Annotated in this window: 16 protein-coding genes; 7 read left to right on the top strand and 9 right to left on the bottom strand. The window is 68.4% G+C overall.

The features are described from left to right. Positions 1–381: 381 nt before the first annotated feature. The 4 genes from OHA40_RS03215 (at position 382) to OHA40_RS03200 (ending at position 4305) form a co-directional block, all read left to right on the top strand. Positions 382–1398 (top strand): FecCD family ABC transporter permease, encoded by a 1017-nt coding sequence (locus OHA40_RS03215; protein ID WP_330231576.1) that lies wholly within the window; start codon positions 382–384, stop codon positions 1396–1398. Beyond that, on the top strand, positions 1395–2399 hold the full coding sequence (locus OHA40_RS03210) for a FecCD family ABC transporter permease (RefSeq protein ID WP_330231575.1): 1005 nt from the start codon (positions 1395–1397) through the stop codon (positions 2397–2399). Before OHA40_RS03215 ends, OHA40_RS03210 begins: the two co-directional genes overlap by 4 nt. Then, positions 2396–3223 carry an ABC transporter ATP-binding protein gene (locus tag OHA40_RS03205; RefSeq protein WP_330231574.1) on the top strand — a complete coding sequence of 276 codons (828 nt, stop codon included), beginning with the start codon at positions 2396–2398 and terminating at the stop codon, positions 3221–3223. The genes OHA40_RS03210 and OHA40_RS03205 overlap by 4 nt, the downstream gene beginning before the upstream one ends. A 176-nt stretch (positions 3224–3399) precedes the next feature. Beyond that, positions 3400–4305 carry an ABC transporter substrate-binding protein gene (locus OHA40_RS03200; protein ID WP_330231573.1) on the top strand — a complete coding sequence of 302 codons (906 nt, stop codon included), beginning with the start codon at positions 3400–3402 and terminating at the stop codon, positions 4303–4305. A 181-nt stretch (positions 4306–4486) separates the two neighbouring features. On the opposite strand, the gene OHA40_RS03195 is transcribed toward OHA40_RS03200, so the two are convergent. Both OHA40_RS03195 and OHA40_RS03190 read right to left on the bottom strand, forming a co-directional pair. Continuing rightward, positions 4487–4978, bottom strand: coding sequence for a DUF5994 family protein (locus OHA40_RS03195; RefSeq protein WP_330231572.1), 492 nt, complete (start codon positions 4976–4978; stop codon positions 4487–4489). A 14-nt stretch (positions 4979–4992) separates the two neighbouring features. Continuing rightward, entirely contained in the window at positions 4993–5361 is a 369-nt protein-coding gene (locus OHA40_RS03190) for a DUF5994 family protein (RefSeq protein ID WP_330231571.1), read from the bottom strand. A gap of 325 nt (positions 5362–5686) precedes the next feature. Here OHA40_RS03190 and OHA40_RS03185 point away from each other — a divergent pair, with 325 nt between their 5' ends. Together OHA40_RS03185 and OHA40_RS03180 are read left to right on the top strand one after the other, a co-directional pair. Beyond that, on the top strand, positions 5687–6415 hold the full coding sequence (locus OHA40_RS03185) for a TetR/AcrR family transcriptional regulator C-terminal domain-containing protein (protein ID WP_330234023.1): 729 nt from the start codon (positions 5687–5689) through the stop codon (positions 6413–6415). A gap of 211 nt (positions 6416–6626) precedes the next feature. Further along, positions 6627–6800 carry a hypothetical protein gene (locus OHA40_RS03180; RefSeq protein WP_330231570.1) on the top strand — a complete coding sequence of 58 codons (174 nt, stop codon included), beginning with the start codon at positions 6627–6629 and terminating at the stop codon, positions 6798–6800. Positions 6801–6974: 174 nt separating this feature from the next. On the opposite strand, the gene OHA40_RS03175 is transcribed toward OHA40_RS03180, so the two are convergent. Both OHA40_RS03175 and OHA40_RS03170 read right to left on the bottom strand, forming a co-directional pair. Beyond that, positions 6975–7901 carry a PfkB family carbohydrate kinase gene (locus OHA40_RS03175; protein WP_330231569.1) on the bottom strand — a complete coding sequence of 309 codons (927 nt, stop codon included), beginning with the start codon at positions 7899–7901 and terminating at the stop codon, positions 6975–6977. Beyond that, positions 7877–9145 carry a TIR domain-containing protein gene (locus tag OHA40_RS03170; protein WP_330231568.1) on the bottom strand — a complete coding sequence of 423 codons (1269 nt, stop codon included), beginning with the start codon at positions 9143–9145 and terminating at the stop codon, positions 7877–7879. Before OHA40_RS03170 ends, OHA40_RS03175 begins: the two co-directional genes overlap by 25 nt. Positions 9146–9406: 261 nt before the next feature. Between OHA40_RS03170 and OHA40_RS03165 the strand changes: the two genes are divergently transcribed. After that, complete coding sequence (locus OHA40_RS03165; RefSeq protein ID WP_330231567.1) at positions 9407–10963, top strand: phytoene desaturase family protein; 1557 nt, start codon at positions 9407–9409, stop codon at positions 10961–10963. On the opposite strand, the gene OHA40_RS03160 is transcribed toward OHA40_RS03165, so the two are convergent. The 5 genes from OHA40_RS03160 to OHA40_RS03140 form a co-directional block, all read right to left on the bottom strand. Further along, positions 10951–11937, bottom strand: a complete 987-nt coding sequence (locus OHA40_RS03160) for a zinc-binding dehydrogenase (protein WP_330231566.1) — start codon at positions 11935–11937, stop codon at positions 10951–10953. The two genes, OHA40_RS03165 and OHA40_RS03160, sit on opposite strands and share 13 nt — an antisense overlap. 16 nt (positions 11938–11953) lie before the next feature. After that, positions 11954–12376, bottom strand: coding sequence for an organic hydroperoxide resistance protein (locus tag OHA40_RS03155; RefSeq protein ID WP_330231565.1), 423 nt, complete (start codon positions 12374–12376; stop codon positions 11954–11956). 2 nt (positions 12377–12378) lie between these two features. After that, complete coding sequence (locus OHA40_RS03150; protein WP_330231564.1) at positions 12379–12825, bottom strand: MarR family winged helix-turn-helix transcriptional regulator; 447 nt, start codon at positions 12823–12825, stop codon at positions 12379–12381. A gap of 113 nt (positions 12826–12938) precedes the next feature. Then, complete coding sequence (locus OHA40_RS03145; protein ID WP_442944023.1) at positions 12939–14012, bottom strand: PQQ-dependent sugar dehydrogenase; 1074 nt, start codon at positions 14010–14012, stop codon at positions 12939–12941. 244 nt (positions 14013–14256) lie between these two features. Then, positions 14257–15156, bottom strand: a complete 900-nt coding sequence (locus OHA40_RS03140; protein ID WP_330231562.1) for a dienelactone hydrolase family protein — start codon at positions 15154–15156, stop codon at positions 14257–14259. Between the last annotated feature and the right edge of the window lie 115 nt (positions 15157–15271).

Genomic DNA, 15271 nt, shown 5'->3' with positions numbered 1-15271 from the left:
ATTGATCGAGTCGCGGAAAATTGCGCCCTTGCCGCAATGCCTTCTTCTCACGCATCGCCAGCTGAGGCGTCGTTGTCGCCCCAGTCGACATAGCACGCCAGTTCCTACCAGGATTGATCCGCCACCAGTAGGGGCCGTGATCGTCACACCACTGCCGGTCGAGCACATCAGCGAAGTCCTTCCAAATCATTGGGCTCGGGGAGCCCTTGTCCTCGCACGCACCCCGTCTGACTACTGGCGGTATGCCAAGCTCTTCTCCTCGACCTTGTCCGGGCCCGTTTGCGCGGTGAAGTGAAACGTTGCCGGGGAAGATCTCCTCCTCCCACGACCGGGACGTCCGCGTTGGCAAATTTAGGCATAGCTAACCTATGCTCTCCGCTCGTGACCTTGACCGACACGACCCGCGCGGCTCCGGTTCGGCGCCGGATCCCGGTGCTTTTCATCGGGGTTGCCGCACTGCTGCTGTGTGTCGTGCTGAGCCTGGCCCTCGGCGCTCGTTCCGTGCCGCTGGCGACCGTGGTGGACGCCCTGCTCGGCGGGGGCGCGGGGCGGGACGCGATGGTGATCACCGGGATGCGGCTGCCTCGCACGATCGTCGGGCTCGCGGTGGGCGCGGCGCTGGGGCTGGCGGGGGCGGTCGTCCAGGGCATTACCCGCAATCCGCTCGCCGCGCCGACCACGCTCGGGATCAATGCGGGGGCCGCGCTCGCGGTCGTCGTCGCCATCTTCGCGCTGGGACTGAATCAGCCCGTGCAGTATGTGTGGTTCGCGTTCGCCGGTGCGGCAGGTGCGGCCGCGTTCACGCTGACGCTGGGGCGTCGAGCCGGCGATCTGGATCCGGTCCGGTTGGTGCTCGGCGGCACGGTGTTGCAGCTCGTGCTGGTCTCGTGGACGTCGGCGGTGCTGGTGTTCAGTGAGCGCACCCTCGACGAGGCGCGGTTCTGGCTGGCGGGTTCGATCGCCCAGCGCGATGTCGATGTGCTCGTCCCGATGCTGCCCTCGCTCGTGATCGGCGCGCTGGTCGGTCTGGTGATCGCGCCCGCGTTGAACACGCTCGCGCTCGGCGACGAGGCCGCGCAGGCGCTGGGGATGCCGGTGGCGCGGATCCGCCTGGCGGGGATGGTGGCGGTCGTGCTGCTCGCCGGTTCCGCGGTCGCGGTGGCCGGGCCCATCGCGTTCATCGGCCTGGCCGCGCCGCACCTGGTTCGACTCGTGGTCGGCAACGACCATCGGGTGCTGGTTCCCGGCTGCCTCATCGCGGGCCCGCTGCTGCTGTTGGCTGCCGATATCCTCGGCCGCGTCATCGCTCGGCCGTCGGAGGTGGAGGTCGGCATTCTCACCGCCTTCCTGGGGGCGCCGCTGCTCGCGGTGCTGGCTCGCCACCGGGTGGAGCGATGACGGATGCGCGCCGTGCCCTGCTGATCAGTGCGGTCTGCGTGGTCACCCTGGCGGTGCTGGCGCTCGTCGCCGTCAGCACCGGCGAGGTACAGATGTCGGCTCCCACCGCGTTGCGCGCGGCCTTCGGCTTCGGCGACTCGGGCGAGGTGTACATCGTGCAGGAGTTCCGGGCTCCGCGGCTGGTCGCCGGGTTGATCGCGGGGGCGGGGCTGGCCACGGCGGGTGCCGTCCTGCAGCGCCTGTTCCGCAATCCACTGGCCTCGCCCGACGTCATGGGTGTCACGGGCGGTGCGTCCCTCGGCGCGGTGCTCGTGCTCGCGCTCGGCGCCGCACAGACACTGATTCCGTTCGGCGCGCTCGCCGGTGGATTGTTCGCCGCGGTGCTGCTGGCCGCGATCGGCTGGCGGGCCGGATTGCCGGTCACCCGGCTCGTGCTGGTCGGCCTGGCTGTGCAGGCCGGGCTGGCAGCCGCGGTCAACCTGGTGGTGGTGCGCTTCCCGAAGGAACTCGCGGGATCGGCGATGCAGTGGACCGCGGGCTCGCTCTACGGCCGCACCTGGCCGGAAGTGCAGGGCGCCGCGATCGCCTCGATCCTGGTGCTGGCGGCGCTGTTCCTGCAATACCGCACGTTGGCCGTGCTGGATCTGGGTGACGAGTCGGCGGGCACGCTCGGCGTCGGGGTCTCCGCGGCCCGGTTGCGGCTGCTGATCACCATGGTGACGCTGGCCTCGCTGGCAGCCGCGCTCACCGGCCCGGTGTCGTTCGTGGCGCTGGCGGTGCCGCACCTGGTGCGCAGACTCGCTGGACGGCCCACGGCCGCGACACTTGCCGCGACGGGTCTGATGGGCGCGACCCTGCTGGTCGGCTGTGATCTGGTGGCACAGCACCTGCTGCCCGTCAACGGACTGCCGGTCGGCGTGATCACCGCCACGGTCGGGGCGCCTTGGCTGCTCATCCTGATGCTGCGCGAGAGCAGCCCTGCCCATCGGAGGACCGCGTGAACGAACTCGCCGCACACGATCTTCGTCTGCACTACGGCGATCGCGCCGTGATCGACGGGCTGAACCTGACGCTGCCCGGCAGTGCCGTCACCGCCATCGTCGGCCCCAACGCCTGCGGTAAATCCACCCTCCTGCGCGGTCTCACCCGGCTGCTGCGCCCTGCCGGTGGCATCGTCACCCTGGACGGTGCCGATATCCACCGCATGCCCGCCCGCGCACTGGCACTGAAACTGGGTCTGCTTCCCCAGCAACCGATCACGCCGGAGGCGATCACCGTCGAGGCGCTGGTCCGGCTCGGCCGCTACCCCCATCAGCGGATGCTGCGGCCGTGGTCGGCCCAGGACCAGGAGGCGGTGGAGAATGCGTTGCGCCGCACCGGAACCACCGAATTGCGCGGCCAGCAGGTCGACCGGCTCTCCGGCGGCCAGCGTCAGCGCGCCTGGATCGCCCTGGCTCTCGCCCAGGACACCGACCTGCTGCTGCTGGACGAGCCGACCACCTTCCTGGATCTGCGCCACCAACTCGACGTGCTCGACCTGGTCTCCGATCTGCACACCGAGGCGGGCCGCACCGTCGTCATGGTGCTCCACGATCTCGGGCAGGCCGCCCGCTACGCCGATCACCTGGTCGTGCTGCACGAGGGGCGGCTCGCGGCCGCGGGCGCCCCAGCCGAGGTGCTGGACGCCGAATTGGTGCGCACTGTGTTCGAGGTCGACTGCCAGGTGATACCGGATCCCGAAACCGGCACGCCCCTGGTCGTTCCGAGACGCCGTAGCGACCGAGCCGAGGGCAGAGCGGAAGCCACCGCCGGGATTCGCGCGTGATGGTCCGACGGTCAGCACGTCACCCGGAAGGGGTGGCGTCCCTTCACGAAAGAAGAGGATCAGTCATGCCCACAGGACGATTGCGCCTGCGCGGATTCGGCCGGATCGGTGCCGTGCTCCTCGCGTCAGGCCTCGCAGTAACGGGACTCACTGCGTGCGGGAATAGTTCCACCGCAATGGATTCCGCGGTATCGGCCGCGGATCCGGCCAGCTTCCCGCGCACGCTCGACACCCCGATGGGCCGAGTGACGATCCCGCACGTGCCGCGGCGGGTGGTGGTGCTCGACACCGCCGAACTCGACTCGGTCACCCTGCTCGGCATCAAGCCGGTCGGCGCCGTGATCCCGCACACCAAGACCCGCGGCGGATTCCCGGACTACCTGACGGGCAAAGTGGACGGCGTCATCGACGTCGGCCCGTCGCCCGAGCCGAATCTGGAACGCATCGCCTCCTTGAAACCCGATCTGATCCTGTCCTCGAAGCTGCGCCACGAGAAGATCTACGACAAGCTGAGCGGTATCGCGCCGACAGTGTTCACCGAAACCACCGGTGGCCCGTGGAAAGCCAATCTGGCGGTGCACGGTAAGGCGCTCGGACTCGACCAGCAGGCCGCCGACGCGCTGAACGCCTACGAGGACCGCGCCCGCACGCTCAGCGCGGCGATCAAGGCGAAGAACAACGGCGGTCTGCCCACCGTCTCGGTGGTGCGTTTCCTCGCCGGGCCGACCCGTCTGTATCAGAGCAACTCCTTCAGCGGTGTGGTGCTCGCCGACATCGGGCTCCCGCGCCCGGCCTCGCAGATCTCCACCGATCCGAAGAAGATCATGAAGGAGATCAGCCCGGAGCGGATCGACCAGGCCGACGCCGAACTCATCTTCGTCGCCGTCATCGAGGATCCGGGCAAGACGGAGAAGAACGTGGTGACCACGAGCCCGGTATGGCAGGACCTACCGGCGGTCAAGGGCGGCAAGGTGTTCGAGGTTCCGGACGAGACCTGGATGTCCGGCATCGGCGTGCAGGCGGCCGATCGGATGCTCGCCGATGTGGCGAAGGCGACGGGCGTGCCGCAGCCGGCGAAGTGACGACGCCGAGCATTCGCGGCGGCTGCTGCCGAGCTGATCGCACTGCTCAAAAGCTCCGAAGCCGTGGAGTCGATCGATCGGATGTCGCTGGCGGCCGCCTCGACGTACTGCCGCCCGGCCGGGCCGATCGGGCGCAATAGCCGTCCCCGGTCGGCCACACGGCCGAGCGGGGTCGTTGCGGTCAGCGGTTCTGCCGCTGGTGCGCCGACGGCGGCAACGACATACCTGACGCGCGCCGCAGCTGGCTGTCTGCTAGAGCGGGTGGGGTGTCGGCGGGGATGACAAGGAGGGTCATCTGGGCGCCGTTCGTGCCGATCAGATGCATGACGCCGGCTGGCTGACCGGTATCGGGCCCGTGCAACGCGATGCCGTCGTAGTTGTCGATGCGGCGTTGGGTGAGACTGACTGCGTTCCAGTCGAAGCTGATGCGTGCGGTGGGTCCGAGGCGCGGGGTGAGGACGCTGATCAGGTCGTGCAGTTCGGCGGTGAGGTTGCTGGTCCATGGCCACCAGCCGCCGTCCACGTGGTCGGGGTGGGTGCCGGGTCGACTCAGTAGAAGGCGTGGGGTGCGGGTAGGCGTTCGGAAGGGCTGCTGTTCGGATCGAGGAGGACCGGGATCACGGCCCATGTCGTAGTGGTTGGTGATCGGGCGTCGTCGAATGATTCGGGGCATGGTCTGTTCTCTGCTCATCGGGGTGTGCGGGTTGCTGATTCGGGTGTGACGGCGGCCATGAGCGCCGTGTGCGCGGTGTGGTCGTCGGTGGACGATGGGATCACCTGGAGCACGATCAGCTCGCTCTCACGGCCGCAGACATACATCGTGTTCCACAGTTCGAAGGGGTAGGGGTCGAGCCGGACGGTGTGCCCATCGTCGAGGGTCGTCTGCCGGGGCGTGTCCGTCCAGCCTGCGGGGTCGTAGACGACTCGCCAGATGGGGCCGAGCCGCACCGACAGGACGGCGAGGAGATCCGGCAGTTCGGTGGTGAGTTCGCCGGATCGGGGCCACCACGCGCCGTCGATGTATCCGCCGCGTTCGGCTTTGGGCGTCAACCTCAATCGGGGTGTGTAATCGGGCCGAACGGGATGCCGGGCGTACTGCCGCTGCATCTGTTCGTGCGCTGTGCCGGCGCTTCTGTTTCGGCTGTGGAATCGCATTTCGGGTCCTGTCGCGGGGTGCCGCGTTGTTCGCCAGAGGTTGCTCCATGGCGTGGTGGCCGCAGGGCCGTGGATACGACCGTGCGGCGGCGTCGCGGTCACTAGTGGCGTCGCAGCGAACCAGGTGTGTACATCCAGTAGACTCCGTTTCCCTCCTGATGTCAACATTGTAGGTCTACACTCATAACTTCCAGCGGAGATTCTGATGACGAGGGAGGCATCCGAGATGGCCGAAGTTCCGACCGGCCGCAGGCGCTCTCGATCTGGAGACCGGTCCGGCCGCGCTGCCATCGGTCGAGGCGACGGGCCGGTCACCAGGGCTGCGGTGCTGGCCGCGGCGCTCGAGATCATCGATCGCGATGGGGTCGACGGGTTGTCGATGCGGCGGCTGGCCGAGGCTGTGGGGCGGGATCCGATGGTGATCTACCGACATGTCGCGAACAAGGCGGCTGTGCTCGATGGTGTGGCCGAGATCGTGTTCGCGCAGTTGTCGGTCGATGCCGCCGCCCCGGATTGGGCAGCCCAATTGCGGGTCGTCGCGCGTGATTTCCGGCGACTGGCTCTGGAGCATCCGCGGGTGGTGCCGCTACTGGTGACTCGGCCGTTGGTCACTCCATTGGGGCTGCGTCCTTATGCGGTGGTCCGTCCGCTGGAAGACATCCTCCAATTGCTCACCGGTGCCGGGTTTTCCGGTGCCGACGCGCTGCACATCTACCGTGTGGTCTTCGGCTTCCTCTATGGGCACGTTCTGAACGAGTTGCAGGAGCTCGTGGAGCGTCCCGAGGAGACCGACGACGTGCTGCGGCTCGGGCTGCACCGCCTACCGATCGGGGAGTTCCCGTTGTTGCGTGAACTCGCACCGATCCTGGCCGCCTACGACGGCGCAGCCGAACTCGAACGCGGTCTCGACATCCTGCTCACCGGTCTCACCGCCACGCTGCCCTCCCGGCGATGATGTGTCGCTCAGTCCGCGTCGACGGCGGCCGCCACACACCGCCGGTGCCTGCTGTGTCGAACTGGAACCGCAGTCGATGGACGGACGGTATCCCCCGCCTCGGGGCGGTTTTAGCCTCTAAGCTGGGTGCAACCGGTTCAGGCATCGTCTGGTTGGCCGATGCGAAGGAGTTCGTGGCCGAACTGCGCAACCGGGAGATTGGAATATTCCGATGACGATCAAGAACAAGATCGCGCGCTGGGTCCGGGCGGAGCGGGTGAGGTTGCAGGCGCTGCTCGCCGGACCCGACGAAGACAGCCGCCGGAGGACGGACATCGGCGGCAGGCGACCCGGCGGCTCCATCGAACGAGCCGGGCACATGCTGAGGCAGGCCTTCAGACGCTGATCCCGACCTCGACCGCCCGTGGGGTAGTCGATCCTGTCCGCGACAAGCACTCAGGAGATTGGGGCGGCCGCTGCCTACCGAGGACGAGCTGCGCGATCTGGTGGACGATCCAGCGAGTCGGTCGAGCTCGCGCAGCCGATGCGTTCGGCGAGTTGCCCGTCCGCCTACAGATGGTCAGCGTTGTTCGGCCAGGAATTGTTTCAAGGCCACCCGGTCCGGGATACCGGCGTTCCCGAACGTCGCGCATTTCCGAGCAGCCGCCCAGGACGCGATGTCCAGTGCCGCGTCCACCGGAGCGCCCGCGGCGATCGCCCAGGCAAGCGCGCCGTGGAATGTGTCGCCCGCACCGCAGGTGTCCTCCACCGCGACCTCGAATGCGCGATAGCGATGCTCGCCGGTCGCGTCGAGGTAGCTCCCGCCCCGCTTCCCTTGCGTCGCTACCAGGACTTTCGGCCCGAAGTCGGCGAAGACCCGCGACATGCTGCGATCGAGTGGCTCGCCCGGGTGCCTGCTGATGAAGAACTTCTCCGGAGCGACGATGTAGTCGACGCCGCGCAGGAATTCCTCGCTCGACTCTTTGTACCCACCGGTGTCGATCACGATCGGAACTCGCAGTGTTCGGCACGACTCGATGGCGGCTTTGCTCAGTTCGGGGTCGGTGCAGTCGAGCAGTGCGGCGTCCACGCCGGTGAACGCCTCGTCCAAGGCGTCGAGCAGCGCCGGATCGGCGCCCGGTTGGGGCGTCCAGATCGTGGTTCGGGTGCCGTGATCAGCCGCGATGACCACCGCGGAGTGCTGGCTCTCCGCGGCGCGCTCGAAGAGGACCACCTCGAGGGGTTCGCTCGTCAACTCGCGGCGCAGCACTTCCGCGTGAATGCCGCTGCCGCACATCGCGTACAGGCCGACGCCGCCTCCGCCCAGCCGTGCCGCGGTGATCGACCCCCGACCGGCCGGTCCGCCCACCACGACCGTGTGCCTGCGGACCGGGTTCTCGCTGTCCTCGGCCGGATGACTGTCCAGGACGTAGAGGTAGTCGATCGTGGCCATGCCGACGACCGCGACCTTCGGCGTCTCCTTCAGGCGAACCTGCTGACTATCCATGCGCTGCCTGCCTCCGCTGACTCCGGAAAGTGGGTGTTGTCGAGTTCCGCCGCTTCGGCGATGGCGCGAGTCGTGACGATGACCGCCCGGGGATTGCGGCGCAACAGGGTGGCCGGGACACCGGCCGTCTCGGGAAAGTGCGTCATCTGGTGGATGATCCGAGCCTTGGTCTTGTCGAAGGCCAGCACCATGAGGCCGGAACACTCCAGGGCCGAGGCCAACCCGATGGTCAGCACCGAGCGGGACGGCTGATTCGGATCGATGTACCGGCGGCCGTGCTCACTCAGTTCCACGATTCGGCAGCCGTCGCTGACGATCTCGTCCGGGTCGGTGTACGCACCGACCTCGTAGCCCAGCACCTCACCCGCCGGTGATATCGAAATCCCATGCACCGCAGGAGGATACAGGCGAAGAATGCGCTGTGTCCGCAGTAGTGGGTCTTCGCGCTCGGAGATCTGGCCGGACAGCAGATGCAACTGACCTGGGGCCGGGCCGAGTCCGCGTTCGGTCAACGGTTCGACCAACGTCTCGACGACATGCCTGGTCCGCGAGGTGTGGTGCTGGGCGTGGACGCCGAAAGTCTCTGTGTCCGAAAGGATATGCGACTCACCGAACGGCGTGGGCGCGTAGCGGTGTGCGATCCGTAGCATCGCGCGGAAAACCTGAGTCGCCGCCCGGCCCGTGGGAAGGACCACGCTCCGGTCGGAGGCGTCGCGTGCGATCCGGAAGTAGGTGTGCGCGGCGGCCTCCGCCGCGACGCGTTCGTTCTCGAAGACGGCGATGCCAGCGGGCCAACCGGAGGCCGGTACGGGTTCGGCGGGCCGCGGCGTCGCATCGGTATCAAGTACACGACCGCTCACGCCGGGCCGCCTCAGGTCTTTGACGAGGGAGTCCAGGGTGCTGTCGCGCTGGTCCAGCCAGTCCACCCACTGTGTGGGTGACAGGTAATATCCGAGTCGTTCCGGCTGGACCTGCTCCAGCCGCACCCAATAGATCGGGATCTTCGCCTTGTCCGCGAGATGGACCTCCCGCTTGACGTGCACGCTCGAATCCGCCGAGGCGCAGAACAGCAGAACCAGTGCCTTGGAGTTCTTGATCGCGCGCGAGATCGCCTCGTCCCAGTCCGAGCCCGGCGGTACGTCGCGCGGCGCCCACCACGTCGAAATGTCGTGGCGGGCAAAGTATGTGGCGATGTGTTCGACGACGGGCCGCTTGCTGCTGTGATAGCTGATGAAGACGGCCACACCCCTCCTCCCCATGCGTCTGTCGGTGTTCGTATCGTATCGACTCCGGCGCGCGGGGAGTAGTTGCACGGTGGATGTCCCGGATCGAAGACCGCGGCCGGGAGCCGCGGGGAAGCGGGTCGGCGGTGCGATCGTGGGCGTAGTGGGCCAAGGGTAGGCGGCATCGAGCATGACTCTGCACGGTTTCGGGCGGCGCGCGGAGTCGCGCCGTTGTCGGCCGCGACGCTGTCGCTCGGGGGCGATCCGTGCTATCGAGGACGGATGACGCCGACTCGCTCCTTCTACGATGTCGTGATCGTCGGCGGCGGCCACAACGGTTTGGTGGCGGCCGCGTACCTGGCGCGGGCCGGGCGCTCGGTCCTGGTGCTCGAGCGGCAGCGGCACACGGGTGGCGCCGCGGTGTCGGAACGGGTGTTCGCGGGCGTCGACGCGCGGCTGTCGCGGTACTCGTACCTGGTGAGTCTGCTGCCGCGGTCGATCGTGGACGAGCTGGGGTTGCGGTTCGCGACGCGGCGGCGGCAGATCTCGTCCTATACGCCGGTCGGTGACAGCGGCCTTCTCGTGTCCGCCGAGCAGGCGCGGACCGAGGCGAGTTTCGCGCGGCTCACCGGGTCGGATCGGGAATTCGGTGCCTGGCAACGGTTCTACGGTGCCACCGGGCAGCTGGCGCGCCGTGTGTTCCCGACGCTGACGCGCCCGCTGCCTACCATGGACGAGCTGCGCGACCTGGTGGACGACGCGGCCACCTGGGAGGCACTGTTCGAGCGCCCGTTGGGCGAGACCATCGAGTCGGCTTTCGGCAATGACACCGTGCGCGGCGTGGTACTCACCGACGCGCTGATCGGCACGTTCACCCACGCGCACGATCCATCGCTGCGGCAGAATCGCTGCTTTCTCTATCACGTGATCGGCGGGGGCACCGGCGACTGGGACGTGCCGGTCGGCGGCATGGGCGCGCTCACCGACGCGCTGGCCGGGTCCGCGCGCTCGGCCGGTGCCGAGATCGTCACCGGCTGCGTGGTGACGAGTATCGAAACCGATGGCAGCACAGCCGAAATCGGCTATTCGGACGGAAGGGTCGGCGCGCGCTTCGCCTTGGTGAACGCCGCGCCGTACACGCTCGCTGGATTGCTCGGCGAGCCGTTGCCGCCGAAACCCGAAGGCGCGCAGCTGAAACTGAACATGCTGTTGCGTAGGTTGCCGCGCTTGCGCGATCCCGACGTCGATCCGCGCGAGGCGTTCGCAGGCACCTTCCACATCGGCGAGTCGTACGCGCAACTCGACCGAGCTTATGGCGAGGCGGCGATCGGCCGCATTCCCTCCGCCCCGCCCGCCGAAATCTACTGCCACACCTTGACCGACCCGACCATCCTTGCGCCCGACCTTGCCGCGCAGGGCGCGCACACTCTCACGCTGTTCGGGCTGCACGCGCGGGCGAAACTCTTCGCCGCCGATCCTGAGGGCGCAAAGGCGGAGCTGGTGAAAGCAACCCTCGCACAACTGGATTCGGTGCTGACGGAACCGATCGCCGACTGCCTGGCGACGGATGCGAACGGCGCAGCCTGCCTGGAGGTGAAGACCCCGCCCGAACTCGAGCGCGAGGTCGGCCTACCGGGCGGCCACATCTTCCACCGCGACCTGGCTTTCCCTTATCTCCCGGAAGACGCCGACCCGGCCGACCCCGCCGCCCGGTGGGGCGTGTCGACCGGGCATAGCAACGTGTTCCTATGTGGCGCGGGGGCGATTCGAGGTGGCGGGGTCAGCGGCATTCCCGGGCACAACGCCGCGATGGCCGTGCTCGACGCTCAGACAGTCTGAGCCTGCAACGCGATCTTGGCGTTGCGCCCCGGCGTCTCGGTGGCGACCGCGGCCTCGGCCGCGGAATCCAGCGGATAGGCGGCCTCGATGTCCAGCTTCAGCACACCGCGGGCCGCGAGGTCGATCAGCTCGCCGATCAGCCGCCTGCGCTGCTCGGCGCCGATCTCCTCGATCCGCTTCGAGCCCCAGAACCCTTTGACCACGGTCTGTTTGAAGATGAGGCTGCCGGGATCGAGCGAAAGAGGCTTGCCCGACAGCGCGCCGAAGGAGATCAGCTGTCCACCCGGCGCGAGCATCGCCAGCTCGTCGGCGGCGGCGCGACCACCCACCTGGTCGACGGCGCGTGCGATGGGCGCGCCCGAGGTCACGGCTTCCACCTGGTCGCGCCAGCCGTCGCTCTCGGTGTCGAGCACCGGCTCGAGACCGAGTTCGCGCAGCGCGGCGACCGAGGCCGGTCCGCGCACGAGGTTCAGCACATGGAGTCCGCGTTGCCGGGCGAAGATGTTGACCTGCCTGCCCACCGCGCCGTTGGCGGCGTTGATCACCAGCCATTCGCCCGAGTTCAGGCCGAGGTCTTCCACCAGCATCAGCGCACTCAACGGCATCGCGAGCAGCTGTGCCGCGGTCTCGTCGGATACCGAGTCGGGCACCGGGATGACCTGCCGGGCCGGGACCACGAAGTACTCGGCCCACACGTTCTGCGCTCCGGAGACCGTGACGCGCTGGCCCACCGATAGCCCGGTGACGTCGGGGCCCACCGCGTCGACGTGGGCGACCGCCTCGGTGCCCGGGATTGCGGGCAGCTCGGGCCGGTAGCCGTACACGCCGCGCACGATGGCCAAGTCGTGATTGTGGATCGGCGACAGGATCAGCGCGAGTCGCACCTCGCCCGGTCCCGGCTCGGGTGCCGGGCGGTCGGCGGTGGTCAGCACGTCCTTCGGTTCGCCGAACGCTTCGATGACTACGGCACGCATATCCGCTCCTTCTCGATCAGTCGTCGGCGACAACGAGTTGGACGTCGATGTTGCCGCGGGTCGCGTTGGAATACGGGCACACCAGGTGCGCCTTGTCGGCGATCGCCTGCGCGTCCTCCCTGGACAGATGGGGAAGCGAGATCTCCAGGGTAACCGCCAGACCGAAGCCCCCGCCGCCGTTCGGGCCGATGCCGACCTTCGCGCCGACCGCGGAATCGTCGATGTTCGCCTTGGCCTGCTTACCCACCAGGCGCAGCGCCGAATGGAAGCATGCGGCGTAGCCGGCCGCGAACAGCTGCTCGGGGTTGGTGCCCTCGCCGTTGCCGCCCAGCTCCTTCGGAGCGGACAGCTCCACGTCGATCTTGCCGTCGGTGGTGCGTGCGTGGCCGTTACGTCCGTCGCCGTTGGCAAGAGCTTCGGCGGTGTAGAGGATCTGCATGTCTACTCTCCTTCGTTCAACTGGGTCATCAGCGAGTGCGTCAGTCGCCGCAGGGTGTCGCGCAACGCGAGGAACTCCGCCGGGGACAGGCCGCAGGCCTCGGCCATCTCGGCCGGGATGTCGCCCGCCTCGGCGCGCAGCGCGCGCCCGCGCTCGGTGAGCTGGATATCCACCCGGCGCTCATCGGTCGCCGACCGCCGCCGCTCGACCAGACCCGCTGCCTCCAGCCGCTTGAGCAGCGGGGACAGCGTGCCGGAATCCAGGGCGAGCGCGTGGCAGACGTCGCCGACACTGCGTCCGTCGCGTTCCCACAGCGCCAGCATCACCAGGTACTGCGGGTAGGTGAGCCCGAGCCGTTCCAGCCTCGGGCGGTAGACCGCGGTCATCGCCCGGGACGCCGCGTAGAGCGGGAAGCACAGTTGCTCGTCGAGGGTGAGGTGATCGGTCATGAGCAATAATGTAGTGAGCAACTATATTGTGCGCAATAAATATGGGAGTTGTGGTCGTCACAGACAGCATTGTTGGCTCAACGCGGCCAGAGGCGCTCGAACAGGTGTCCGGCTCAGCGAGCAGGGAATCGCAGCACGCGATCGTCGCCGCGGTCGACCTCCCCGCGGCCGTCGGTATCGGAGGTGGTCAGCCATAGCGCACCGTCCGGCGCCACCTCTACCGTGCGCAATCGGCCGTAGCGGTCGCGCAATTCCGCACGCGGTGTGCCCGAGCGGCCGTCTTCCATCGGTACGGTCCACAATCGTCGGCCGCGCAGCGCGGCGGCATACAGGGTGTCCGCAGTGATGGCGATACCCGAGGGGGAGGCTTCCGCGGTGGTCCAAGTGACCAGCGGATCGGTGTAGCCGCGGTCGACGCCGCCCGTGCCCTCGACGGCGGGCCAGCCGTAGTTGCGTCCCGGCTCGATCAGGTTGATCTCGTCGAATCGGTCCTGGCCGAACTCCGCCGCGAACAACCGGCCCGCCCGGTCCCACGCCAATCCCTGCACGTTGCGGTGGCCGAGGCTGTAGACCGGCGAGCCGGGGTCGGGATTGCCTGGAGCGGGGCGGCCTTCGGGAGTCAGCCGGAGGATCTTGCCGTTCGGGCTCGCGGGGTCCTGCGACCGGCGGGATTGCCCGGCATCGCCGGTTCCGGCGTACAGCATGCCGTCCGGCCCGAACGCGATCCGCCCACCGTTGTGATTGCCGGCCTTGGCGATGCCCGCGACCAGCACCTCCGGCTGGCCGTCGAGCCGGAACCGAACGATTCGGTTGTCCGTGTCGGCCGTGAAATAGGCATAGACATAACGGGTTTCGGCATAGTCCGGGGGGACGGCGAGCCCCAGCAGCCCGCCCTCGCCCCGCGCGACGACTCCCGGCACTTGGTACACCTGTTCCGGCTCGCGGCCCGGCACCAGTCGCAGGATCCGCCCGGTGTCGCGTTCGGACACCAGCGCCGCGCCGTCGGGCAGAAACGCCAATCCCCATGGAACGTCGATGTTCTCGGCCACCTGCTCGGGCGCACCGAGATCGGGCTGTCCTGTCGGGCTACTCGGCGAGGTGGTGCCGACTCCGGTGGGCGGCGGCGGGACACTCGGTCCGGTCGGGTTCTCAGCGCCGCATGCCGCTATCGCCCCGGCGATGAGCAACCCGGCCACAGCGGATATGGCCTTTGCGCGTCCATGCGGAAGACCGTGGGACGGAGGTCTCATCCTTCCCATGTGCCGACCTCCGACGACATGAGAACTCCGGATAGTCCGCGTGTGCCATAGTGCGCTGGCGTGTACAGGCGCGAAAGCCGCTCGTTCGTACGTCGGGTGCAGCATTGTGCGCGCGTCAGCGAATCCGGCGACAGGCGCGTCGGTCGACTCGAGGTGCTCGAACTGGCCACCATCAGCCGAGATACGTGCTGTACCAGTCGAGCACGCGCCGCCAGGTTTCCGTGGCGGCCGCGGCGTTGTAGCGCTGCCCGGTGTCGTTGAAGTAGGCGTGATCGGCGTCGGGCGCAGTGAAGATCTCGTACGGGGTGCCGGTGCGGGCCAGCGCCGCCTCGGCGGCGGGACGGGAGGCGTTCACGCGGGCGTCGGCCGACGCGTAGATCGCCAGCACCGCGGCTTTCGACGCGGCGAGATCGCCGTTGTCCGGGAACGGGCCGTAAAAAGGTGTCGCCGCGGCCAGTTGCGACGCACCGGAGGTCATCAGCAACCAGGTCAGGCCGCCGCCGAAGCAGAAACCGGTGGCGCCCAGCTTCTTTCCGTCGACGCGGCGCTGCAGTTCATCGAGCCCGGCGCGCAGGTCGGCCACGAACTGGTCCTGCGGAATACGACTCAGCTCGGCGGTCGCCGCGGCCGGATCGGTGAACGCGGCGGTGCCGCCGCGAGAGGAGAGCAGGTCGACCGCGAGCGCGGAGTATCCGGCACCCGCGAATCGGCCGGTCACCGAGCGGATATGGTCGGTGAGGCCTTTGTTCTCATGGATGACCAGCACCCCGCCCCGCGGCTGCTGCGCCGCGGCCCACGCGGCTTGTAGCTGCGTGCCGCCGGGTCCGGCGAAAGTGATGGCGGTAGTGGGGATCGCGTTGACCGAGCCGGGCGGCGCCGAGGGAGCCGCGGGCGAGGGGTCGAAGTCGGTGATCTTGGTGTCGTTCCCCGAACAGGCGGCGAGCAGCGCGGCCGCGGCGCCGGCGCCCAATCCGAGCAGAGCCAGTCGGCGCAGCGCCTCCCGCCGGGACAGGATGCCGTCGGCGTGGTCGACAGCGATTTCCTCCGCGATGTAGCGCTGCAACGGCGTCATAGGCCCAACCATAGGCCGGATCAGCCGTGCTCGGGCGCTGTTCACCGACTGGTCACCCTGCGACAAACCGACCTGAGCAGGCTTCCTGCACGACCCGCCAGGCGGTGGTCGATGT

This window comes from Nocardia sp. NBC_00508, from assembly GCF_036346875.1.
Classification (GTDB): domain Bacteria; phylum Actinomycetota; class Actinomycetes; order Mycobacteriales; family Mycobacteriaceae; genus Nocardia.
This window is presented reverse-complemented; position numbering and strand designations above follow the sequence as displayed.

Excerpts from the sequence above, each read along its gene's own strand:
- OHA40_RS03210 (WP_330231575.1), top strand. The coding sequence starts at position 1,395 with ATGACGGATGCGCGCCGTGCCCTGCTGATCAGTGCGGTCTGCGTGGTC.
- OHA40_RS03200 (WP_330231573.1), top strand. The coding sequence starts at position 3,400 with ATGGATTCCGCGGTATCGGCCGCGGATCCGGCCAGCTTCCCGCGCACG.
- OHA40_RS03195 (WP_330231572.1), bottom strand. The coding sequence starts at position 4,978 with ATGCCCCGAATCATTCGACGACGCCCGATCACCAACCACTACGACATG.
- OHA40_RS03185 (WP_330234023.1), top strand. The coding sequence starts at position 5,687 with ATGGCCGAAGTTCCGACCGGCCGCAGGCGCTCTCGATCTGGAGACCGG.
- OHA40_RS03180 (WP_330231570.1), top strand. The coding sequence starts at position 6,627 with ATGACGATCAAGAACAAGATCGCGCGCTGGGTCCGGGCGGAGCGGGTG.
- OHA40_RS03175 (WP_330231569.1), bottom strand. The coding sequence starts at position 7,901 with ATGGATAGTCAGCAGGTTCGCCTGAAGGAGACGCCGAAGGTCGCGGTC.
- OHA40_RS03165 (WP_330231567.1), top strand. The coding sequence starts at position 9,407 with ATGACGCCGACTCGCTCCTTCTACGATGTCGTGATCGTCGGCGGCGGC.
- OHA40_RS03160 (WP_330231566.1), bottom strand. The coding sequence starts at position 11,937 with ATGCGTGCCGTAGTCATCGAAGCGTTCGGCGAACCGAAGGACGTGCTG.
- OHA40_RS03155 (WP_330231565.1), bottom strand. The coding sequence starts at position 12,376 with ATGCAGATCCTCTACACCGCCGAAGCTCTTGCCAACGGCGACGGACGT.
- OHA40_RS03150 (WP_330231564.1), bottom strand. The coding sequence starts at position 12,825 with ATGACCGATCACCTCACCCTCGACGAGCAACTGTGCTTCCCGCTCTAC.
- OHA40_RS03140 (WP_330231562.1), bottom strand. The coding sequence starts at position 15,156 with ATGACGCCGTTGCAGCGCTACATCGCGGAGGAAATCGCTGTCGACCAC.